Source organism: Planktosalinus sp., assembly GCF_059864935.1.
In genome coordinates, this window is the sequence record NZ_JCBCCK010000003.1 from 1 (window position 1) to 9412 (window position 9412).

The following is a 9412-nucleotide window of genomic DNA, read 5'->3' on the forward strand; positions in this document are numbered from 1 at the left end:
TTCATTTTCGATAAAAACAGCAACCGCATCCTGTATCAATCTGTTTATTGCAAGCGAACGCAAATAGCTTATCCTGTCTGAAGTGTTTTTTAAACGGTTGTATTTTGTTATGTTGATGGTGTCTTTTATGAGTTTTGAAAGGTATTCCAGTGCAAAAGATTCATCAATCCATCCCAGGTTGATCCCGTCTTCAAAGTCGATGATGGTGTAACAAATATCATCTGCCGCTTCCACTAAAAACGCCAGTGGATGCCTGTTGTAATGAACATCTTCCTGATTTCCTCTTTTAATCAATCCTAACTCTGATGCTACTTCGTTAAAAAACGGAGCATCATTTTGAAATACACCAAATTTTTTATCACAAATTTCAGGTGTAGGTTTTTTGGGTAAAGACTCCTTGGGGTATTTCATAAACGCACCTAATGTAGCATAGGTGAGCCGCAGCCCACCTTCCACCCCTTCCCGGCTTTGGGTTAAGATTTTAAAGCCGTTTGCATTGCCTTCAAAGTCAATCAAGTCCTGAAATTGTTTTTCGGTTAAATATTGTTTGAATCTTTTTCCTTTTCCGTTAAGGAAAAAGTCACCAATAGCTTTTTCACCACTATGCCCAAAGGGCGGATTACCAATATCATGAGCAAGTGAAGCCGCCGCAACAATGGCCCCAAAATCATTGATTTGATAACCTAAAGTATCTTTCAAATGTGGGTGTTTTTGCAAAATGGCTTTTCCGGCTTGCCTGCCCAATGAACGCCCAACAACCGAAACCTCAAGGCTGTGAGTCAAACGGGTGTGGACAAAATCTGTTTTAGAAAGGGGGATTACCTGTGTCTTGTCTTGTAAACTCCTGAATGCTGAGGAAAAAATAATACGGTCATAATCCACTTCAAAAGCAAGACGGGTTTCGTCTTCTTCTATTCTGATTCGCTTGCCTTTGTCACCTTGTTTTTTAAGTGACAGCAGTTGTTCCCATTGCATCATACGTGTTTTGGTTTCTTGTTTCTTGTTTGAAAATGGTTAATAGTTATTGGTTAATTGGTATTTGATGTTTGGTGCTTTCAATTTTTGGAATTTTCAAACTCACCTCTCGCCATTACCCACTCAAAAACTATCCCGCAATATACTATAATATAGAGTAAATGTTAATGTAAAGAAAAAGAAAACCAATTAACCTAAAGCTAACCATAGGGTGACAAAGTGTTAAATTTCACATAACATCAACTTTACAGTTTGGAGGTTTCTTTGTATAAAAATTACAATTAACCCGATGAACAAAATAGTTTTAATATTTCTTTTATTTTTTACTAACACATTAATATCCCAAGAAACCGGTACCATTGCAGGTTTAGTAACAGACAGTGACTTTAATAATGAGCCTTTACCATTTGCTACAGTTGTAATTAAGGGGACAGACAGGGGTACTACTTCAGACTTAGACGGCTTATTTTCCTTTGAAAATGCTCTTGTCGGAAAGTATGACTTACTTGTTAGTTTTGTGGGGTATGAAAGTATAGAATTGAAAGATGTAGAGGTTGTATCAAACAGAGTGACCAATTTAAATATACCACTTAGTATAAGCTCTGCTACACTTGATGAAGTAGTCCTAAGGACTACTACTCGTAAAACATCTGAAGTCGCTTTAATGCTTGACCGAAAAAATGCCATAGAATTAAAGCAAAGCATTGGCGCAGAAGAGATGTCAAGGAAAGGATTAAGTGATGCCTCTGCTGCAATTGCCAATACTGTGGGTGTTTCCAAACAAGGAGGACAAAATATTTTTGTAAGAGGTCTTGGAGATAGATATAACTCATCAACTTTGAATAATTTGCCGGTAGTTTCCAATGACCCTGAAAAGAAGAACATGGACTTGTCCATTTTTAGTTCAGACATTATTGAATTTGTTGGAATTGAAAAAGTATATAATGCATCAGTTTTTGGAGACTTTGCCGGTGGAAATATCAACATTAACACAAAAAACTATAGTGGCCCCGGCTTTTTTACTGCTGAAGTTTCAAACGGTTTTAATACCAACGCAATATCAAAAAATCCATTTTTCCTTCAGGATGGCCCGGATAAATTGGGGCTGAATATAACCCAACAACCAGAGACCCTTGCTGAATTTGTATTTGAAAACGGTTTAAATCTAAATACCGTAAAAAACCCAATAGATTTAGGTTTTTCAATTTCCGGCGGAAAATCATTTTCAGTAGGGAATCAAGGTAGATTGAATTTATTTGCAACCGTTTTCCACAAAAACAGTTATGGATTTAAAGATGAAGGGTTTTTAACTGATGCAGATGCTGACGGGGTCTTTAGAAGAAATCAGTTCACTTTTGACACTTACGAATATACAACTAACAGTAGCGGGATGCTCAATTTGGTGTATTCCATCAATCCAAACAATCGCATTTCTTATAATTTTTTAGCAATAAATACAAGCAATCAATCTGTGGATGAATTCCGCGGTACTATTGTGGATATAGCAGATTTTGATAATGGTCTTTTGAGAAGAACCACATTTATTAAAAACACCTTATTTATAAATCAACTTTTGGGGAATCATAAGTTTGGTGAAAATTACTTGTTAAACTGGGGCTTATCACACAACACTGTTAACGGCGATATGCCTGATCGCGTTCAAAACACTTTCAGAGGGGTTAATAATTCAGAATTTGTCTTTGGACAAAACCAAATTTCAGATAACCATAGATATTTCCAAAGCCTAGTTGAAACTGAATATTCAGGAAATTTATCAATCAGTTATTTATTAGGAGTCAATGAAGACTTTGAAAACAAAGGCACGATAACCCTGGGTTATAGCGGCAAGTTTAAAGAAAGGGATTTTGAAGCAAACCAATTTAACTTTAGAATTCTTCCTGACGGTCAAAATGAAATTGTTGATCCCTATAATTTAGATGCATTTCTAAATCAACAGAATTTTCAAAACGGCTGGTTTGATATCGCCACATTTAGGGGCAATCAATTTGTGCCAAATGCTTTAGACCCTCAAGTCTATGGTGGAGAGCAAATTGTTCACGGAGTCTATGCCAATTTGGAGTATAAGCTTTCAGATAAATTTACAGGGCTTTTAGGTATCAGGGGAGAGTATGTCAACCAAGAAGTAAGTTGGAAAACACAACTTGATGACAATGGTGGAGAAGATGCTTTTGATGAAACAAATATATTACCAAGCTTAATTTTCAAATATGCTATAAACGAAAAACAAAATCTAAGGTTTGGGGCCAGTAAAACTTATACCCTTCCTCAATTTAAAGAGAGAGCTCTTTTTATCTATGAAGATGTGGCCGATGTTAAATTAGGAAATCCGGATTTGTACCCTTCAACTGATTACAATGTGGATATTAAATGGGAATTATTCCCCAGTGATGAAGAAATTATTTCTACAACTGTATTTGGAAAATATATTGAAGACCCAATGAATGAGGTTACCATAGCCTCTTCATCAAATGACATATCTGTTCTTAACACCGGTGACTTTGGTTATGTGGGAGGAATTGAAGTGGAAGCAAGAAAAGTAATTTTTGACAATAACAGTGAGAATAGCAAAAAGATTATAGCCGGTTTTAATGCTGCATATATGGTCACCTATCAGGAGTTGGATTCTGAGAAAATTAGGAGAGAAACTAGATACAATGTTGAATTTACAAATAATGAAGATTCATTTTCAGGAGCTTCAGACCTTTTGATTAATGGGGATTTGACTTTCTTAACTTCCTGGAAAGAAAACCATACAATTTCTTTGACAGGCTCTTACAGTTACTTTTCAGATAGAATCTATTCGCTGGGAACCAATGGTCGTGGAAACATTTTTGAAAAACCTTATTCAAGTCTCCGTTTTATTTTAAACGCAAAACTAAACAGAGTACAAATAGGTATGAAAGCTTCAAATTTACTAAACCCTGATATTATTAGGGCTCAGGATTCCAGAGCTGGTGTTGTCGATATTCTTTCTTTTAAAAGGGGTATTGGACTTGGTTTTAGTATTGGCTACAATTTTTAAACCAAAAATTATATAACAATTTAACTTAATCATTAATCTAAACTTTAAACAATGAAAAATTCAATTTTAAAAATGTCTGCAATGCTTTTTATAGCTGCTTTGACGCTAAACAGTTGTTCGTCTGACGATGACAATACAAATGATGACACACCTCCTGGATTTCAATTCAATCCAGCTGACTTTAAGGGAGATATGCCCGCTGGTGAGGATGTAACTTTAGACCCTTCACAGGTTTATAAACTAACCGGAAGAGTTTTGGTTACCGACGGAAGTAAGTTAAGAATTCCAGCCGGAACAAAAATTGAAGGTATTGGTGGAACATCAGCCTATATTGCAGTTGCGCAAGGGGGACAAATTTTTGTAAACGGTACTGCTGCAGCTCCCGTAGTAATGACATCAGGTTTATCAAATCCTCAGCCCGGTGACTGGGGCGGTCTGGTTGTTTGTGGTAAAGCACCCACAAACAGAGGAGCAACTGCTCAAGCTGAGGTTTCCGACTTGACATATGGAGGAACTATATTAGACGACAACTCCGGCGAAATCAGATACTTAAGAATAGAGTATTCAGGTGCTGCATTTAACAGTGAAAAAGAGTTTAATGGTTTATCTCTTTTTGGTGTTGGATCCGGAACTGTAATCAGCCACGTTCAAATACACGCAGGAGCTGATGATGGTATAGAGTTCTATGGCGGAACTGTAAGTGCATCTAACCTTGTAATGACAGCAAATGAAGATGATCAATTTGACTGGGTTGAAGGATGGAATGGTCAAAACAACACCAACTGGTATGGAAAACTTGGACTGGGAAGAGGAAACAGAGGTATCGAAGCAGATAACTTAAATACTAACAATACTGCAACTCCAATTTCAGATCCAACAATTACAAACCTAACATTAATTGGTTTGGGTGATCAAGGAAATGAGCCACAAGGAATTTTAGTTAGAGTGGGTACAAGAGGAAAAATTGACAACATTGTATTAGACAACTGGGCTGTGGGGATTGAAGTAAGAGACGATGCTACACTAGCTGGTATTCCAAACAATTTGTTATTTACCAATGTCAAATTTTCCAATATTACAGATGTAAATGCAAAAGGTAGAGATAACAACGGCGATCCGGTTGATGTAACTAATGTTTATACTGAAAACAATAACGCAACAGGTGCAGGAAACGGAACCGGAGTCCCAACTTGGGCTCAGGGTTGGACTATTGGTTTGTAGTCTATTAGTTTACGGTAAACTTATTTAAAAGCGGGATTTCCTTAGTTGGATTTCCCGTTTATTTTATATCTTGTTTTTACCACTAAAATCGATATATGAACAAAAGTAAAAACTGTATGGGACAACAGGCCCTCAAAACCTACAGAAAAAGACTTTAAAATTGTTGATTCATCAACAATAACACTCTATTGCGACATTCTTAAGGATGTGGGAGGAAAATCACTATCAAACTATGTTTCATTAGTAGAATGATCAATAAGTACCTATTCTATGGGTTTGACCTGTGTAAAACTGCTTTAGAAACAAACAAGCTTGACAAAAGCATGGTTAGTGGATTCTTTCACTTTTTGTTATTTAAAAGCATTCAATCCTGTGATATCCAGCCCTGTAATCAATAAGTGTATATCATGTGTCCCTTCATAAGTTATGACACTTTCCAGGTTCATGGAGTGACGCATAATACTGTACTCACCGGTGATTCCCATTCCGCCGAGAATCTGACGGGCTTCACGGGCAATGTTGATGGCCATATCCACATTGTTGCGTTTGGCCATAGAGATTTGTGCCGAAGTGGCTTTATTTTCGTTTCTTAAAACACCCAATCGCCAAGTCAATAACTGGGCTTTGGTAATTTCGGTAATCATTTCGGCGAGCTTCTTTTGTTGCAGTTGAAATTGGCCGATGGGTTTTCCAAACTGCATACGCTCTTTGGAATATCTTAAAGCCGTGTCATAACAATCCATGGCGGCACCTATGGCTCCCCAGGCAATACCATAGCGTGCAGAATCCAAACAGCCCAGAGGTGCCCCCAAACCTGATTTGTTGGGCAATAAATTCTCTTTAGGAACTTTGACATTGTCAAATATCAGTTCGCCGGTGGCTGAAGCGCGCAGTGACCATTTGTTGTGGGTTTCAGGAGTTGAGAAGCCTTCCATACCGCGTTCTACAATCAACCCGTGAATTCTTCCGCTTTCATCTTTGGCCCATACTACCGCCACCTGTGCAAAAGGTGCATTGGATATCCACATCTTTGCGCCGTTGAGTAAATAGTGATCTCCTTTGTCTTTAAAGTTGGTGGTCATACCGGCTGGGTTACTGCCGTGATCAGGTTCGGTTAAACCGAAACAACCCATCCACTCACCGCTTGCCAGTTTTGGAAGGAATTTTTGACGTTGTTCTTCATTGCCATATTTCCAGATGGGATACATCACTAAAGAAGATTGTACTGAGGCTGTTGAACGCACACCGCTATCCCCTCTTTCGATTTCCTGCATAATCAAACCATACGAAATCTGATCAAGTCCTGCACCGCCATATTCTTCAGGAATGTAGGGGCCAAAAGCACCAATATCAGCCAAACCTTTGATGATTTGTGTGGGAAACTCAGCCTTTTGGGCATACTCCTCAATGATGGGGGACACATCGCGTTTTACCCACTCGCGGGCGGCATCGCGCACCAGCTTGTGTTCATCGCTTAATAATTCGTCAAGGTTGTAATAATCGGGTGCTTCGAATAAGTCGGGTTTCATGGATGTAAATTTTGATAAACAAAAATAGGTATTGGTTCAGGATTGGGCAATGATAATGTTGGAAATATTTTGAGAAAAGTTGGGGTTTATGGCAATAACCGGATGATTGTCAAAATCAAAATCCCAATCATAATTACAGTATAAATCAATTTGTTGTGCCTGGCGAGCCAATTGGGCAAATAAATGTCAAAGTTGTCTTTGGTTGAGTCAGAATACGTTCTGGCCCAAACCGTAAGGGGACAATACATTTTAAAAGCCAGTAATATGAATCCTTCAAGTAAAATGATGCCATAACCCACCCAAAGCCAAATGTCAATTTTGTTGACAATTACAGCATAAAGCATATAAAAAACAACCACATTAAAAAACACCCAAATAGCGGTGTGGGCTATTTTGATTAGGCGGAGTTTTTCTTTGTTTGTCATTGAGATGGGTATAATTTACAGAGGAAACTGTATTGATAAAAAGATTTCTTAGACGACAATCTTCTTATCAAGGTTGTAATTGCTTTATCGTCCACTTCCCGTTTTTCAGTTCATACAATTTTCTGTCGTGAAAGCGTGTGGGTTTAAATTCCAAAAATTCTATTCTTATGGGCTCGATTGCAAACCCGCCCCAATTTTCAGGCCTTGCCAAAGGCTTGCCTGAAAATTTCACCTCCATGTTTTCATACATTTCGGTAAGGGTTTCAATGTTAGCCACTTCTTGTCCTTGTTCACTTACTATGGAAACGATTTGACTGTCCCTGTTGCGTTCTTCAAAGTATTTATCAGCAAGGTGCTCGTCAATTTTAGTAGCATTGCCTTGAACCCTCACTTGTCTTTCTGTTTCTGTCCACCAAAAGGTCAATGCCACTTTGTTGGAAGTGTCTATTTCAATCCCTTTTCGTGATGTTAAAGGACCCGTTATTATAAATTTATTTTCTGCTACGTCTTTGAATGAAACAAACCTTGCATTTGGAAAACCGTCTATGCCGTTAGTTGAAAGGCAGCAAGCAGTAGGTATTCTAGCTTTTGACAAGCGAAGTTCTTCTTTAATCCATTTGGTGAAATGTTCAATAGGTGTTATTTCCATGGGGCTCTGTTCATAATAAAACTACTTTCTTGTTTTACAAACCCCATTTTCGGGTAATAGTTCATTGCAGTTGGTACAGATAGAAGCAATACCATGGATTGTTCACCAACTTTTTCTTTGGTCATTTGAATAAGTTGGCTGCCAACTCCACATTTTTTGTATTCACTTCTCACAGCAAGGTCTGATAAATAGCAACACCAGGCCCAGTCTGTTATCGAGCGAGCAACGCCCACCAACAAATCATTGTGCCAGGCAGTAACAATAAGGTTTGAATGGTCAATCACACGTATTTATTTTACTTTATTTTGAAAGCAATAACGGGTTTATTATCAAAAAAAAGAATCAAATCTTTTTCCCTCTGAAGGTGTGATATATCTACTTCAAATTCTAAAAATTCATCTTTTACAAATTTAGAGATCTGATAAATCTTCCTATGGGCTCTATAGGAAATGGAGTTTACGTTATTGTCGGTTTGAAAAACAAATCTAATCTTGTCGGTCTGTCCCCGCTTTATAATTCCATCCATGGGATTGATTAATACAAAATCAAAGTTGTAAAAAAGAGGTCCATTTAAAAATTCCTGCCTGTCAACTTCAATTTCTAAAAGTGCATTTTCAAAGTGATCTGGATAGTGTGTTTTTATAAAAAGGTTCGGGTCCGTCAAAAAATAAAAGAAGTTAACCTTTTTTTGGAAATAGTTATTATAGGTTCCTGCCCCCCAAGTTGCATCAATAAGATATTTGTTATTATCAATTTGAACAATATTCCAGGCATGGTCAGAGTAGTATCTTTTGCCAATATCCTTAACCCCCGTTTTCGAACTACCTGTGACAACTTTTGATACTATATTCAAATCATCACAGATGGCGGTAAATAGGGTGGAGTATCCTTCACATACAGCCTTACCTTTTCTTATAACTCTTGATGAAAGTTTGTTTTTATGTTTTTTATCTTTTTCTGCATATTCTTGATTGTTGGAATATTCAAAGTTGTATTTGCCATACTCTTTCGGGTCATAAACTACGTTATTAGTGATCCAAGTGTAAACTGCTCTGACTTTCTCATAGTCATTAGTAAAATCTGACGAAATTCTTTTGGCTAGTTTAGATGTGGAACGGAATTTATCTGGATAATTTGAAACAATGGAATCCACTTTTTCAAAATCCTGTGACCAACCGGATAATGACAAGAAAACAAATAGAACAATTAAATAAATAGATTTTCTCATATGTGTGCTAAAACGTTTCGCTTATATGGCTTGTGGCGGTTTTCGAAGCACTTTCTTTTCCGCTAGTAACAAACTTACTTAAATGCACAAAGCTTGAATTTACCACTTTATCCGCCATAAGTTATATACGCTGTGTGTGCCTTGAATGGTAAATATAGTTCATTGATTTGAATAACCCAAAGGGTGAAAGTCCCCGATGCACAGGAGTGACGTCCTGAAGCAAAGCAAGTGGCAAGGTTGCTGACCGTGAGGTCAGGACTGAAGTAAGCCAGACTGCGTGGTTGGTTCTGACGAACAGGAACTGCATAAGAGGCTATGAGGTTGGATGAGCAAGCACACCAT

9 protein-coding genes are annotated in these 9412 nt (G+C 37.7%); 2 read left to right on the forward strand and 7 right to left on the reverse strand.

Features of this window, described 5'->3' with window-relative positions:
* Nucleotides 1–975 (reverse strand): dGTP triphosphohydrolase (dgt, locus tag AC6F75_RS00055; RefSeq protein ID WP_500712891.1); only part of this gene is annotated, 975 nt, incomplete at its 3' end.
* Between the two features lie 289 nt (nucleotides 976–1264).
* Between dgt and AC6F75_RS00060 the strand changes: the two genes are divergently transcribed.
* The gene (locus tag AC6F75_RS00060; protein WP_500712882.1) at nucleotides 1265–4018 is read left to right on the forward strand and encodes a TonB-dependent receptor domain-containing protein; all 2754 of its coding nucleotides are present in this window, start codon (nucleotides 1265–1267) and stop codon (nucleotides 4016–4018) included.
* Nucleotides 4019–4069: 51 nt separating this feature from the next.
* Complete coding sequence (locus AC6F75_RS00065; RefSeq protein WP_500712883.1) at nucleotides 4070–5239, forward strand: beta-helix domain-containing protein; 1170 nt, start codon at nucleotides 4070–4072, stop codon at nucleotides 5237–5239.
* A 350-nt stretch (nucleotides 5240–5589) separates the two neighbouring features.
* On the opposite strand, the gene AC6F75_RS00070 is transcribed toward AC6F75_RS00065, so the two are convergent.
* The 6 genes from AC6F75_RS00070 to AC6F75_RS00095 all read right to left on the reverse strand — a co-directional run.
* The gene (locus AC6F75_RS00070) at nucleotides 5590–6768 is read right to left on the reverse strand and encodes an acyl-CoA dehydrogenase family protein (protein WP_500712884.1); all 1179 of its coding nucleotides are present in this window, start codon (nucleotides 6766–6768) and stop codon (nucleotides 5590–5592) included.
* 86 nt (nucleotides 6769–6854) lie between these two features.
* Nucleotides 6855–7193: a hypothetical protein gene (locus AC6F75_RS00075; protein WP_500712885.1), complete on the reverse strand. Its 339-nt coding sequence runs from the start codon at nucleotides 7191–7193 to the stop codon at nucleotides 6855–6857.
* 67 nt (nucleotides 7194–7260) lie between these two features.
* Nucleotides 7261–7842: a pyridoxal 5'-phosphate synthase gene (locus tag AC6F75_RS00080; RefSeq protein WP_500712886.1), complete on the reverse strand. Its 582-nt coding sequence runs from the start codon at nucleotides 7840–7842 to the stop codon at nucleotides 7261–7263.
* Nucleotides 7833–8126 carry a GNAT family N-acetyltransferase gene (locus tag AC6F75_RS00085; RefSeq protein ID WP_500712887.1) on the reverse strand — a complete coding sequence of 98 codons (294 nt, stop codon included), beginning with the start codon at nucleotides 8124–8126 and terminating at the stop codon, nucleotides 7833–7835. Before AC6F75_RS00085 ends, AC6F75_RS00080 begins: the two co-directional genes overlap by 10 nt.
* 11 nt (nucleotides 8127–8137) lie before the next feature.
* Complete coding sequence (locus tag AC6F75_RS00090) at nucleotides 8138–9070, reverse strand: transglutaminase domain-containing protein (RefSeq protein WP_500712888.1); 933 nt, start codon at nucleotides 9068–9070, stop codon at nucleotides 8138–8140.
* A 107-nt stretch (nucleotides 9071–9177) separates the two neighbouring features.
* A partial coding sequence (locus tag AC6F75_RS00095; protein WP_500712890.1) for a hypothetical protein occupies nucleotides 9178–9412 on the reverse strand: 235 nt, incomplete at its 5' end.

What these genes read in the sequence shown, in the direction of transcription:
- AC6F75_RS00060 (WP_500712882.1), top strand. Translation starts at nt 1,265, where the DNA reads ATGAACAAAATAGTTTTAATATTTCTTTTATTTTTTACTAACACATTA.
- AC6F75_RS00065 (WP_500712883.1), top strand. Translation starts at nt 4,070, where the DNA reads ATGAAAAATTCAATTTTAAAAATGTCTGCAATGCTTTTTATAGCTGCT.
- AC6F75_RS00070 (WP_500712884.1), bottom strand. Translation starts at nt 6,768, where the DNA reads ATGAAACCCGACTTATTCGAAGCACCCGATTATTACAACCTTGACGAA.
- AC6F75_RS00075 (WP_500712885.1), bottom strand. Translation starts at nt 7,193, where the DNA reads ATGACAAACAAAGAAAAACTCCGCCTAATCAAAATAGCCCACACCGCT.
- AC6F75_RS00080 (WP_500712886.1), bottom strand. Translation starts at nt 7,842, where the DNA reads ATGGAAATAACACCTATTGAACATTTCACCAAATGGATTAAAGAAGAA.
- AC6F75_RS00090 (WP_500712888.1), bottom strand. Translation starts at nt 9,070, where the DNA reads ATGAGAAAATCTATTTATTTAATTGTTCTATTTGTTTTCTTGTCATTA.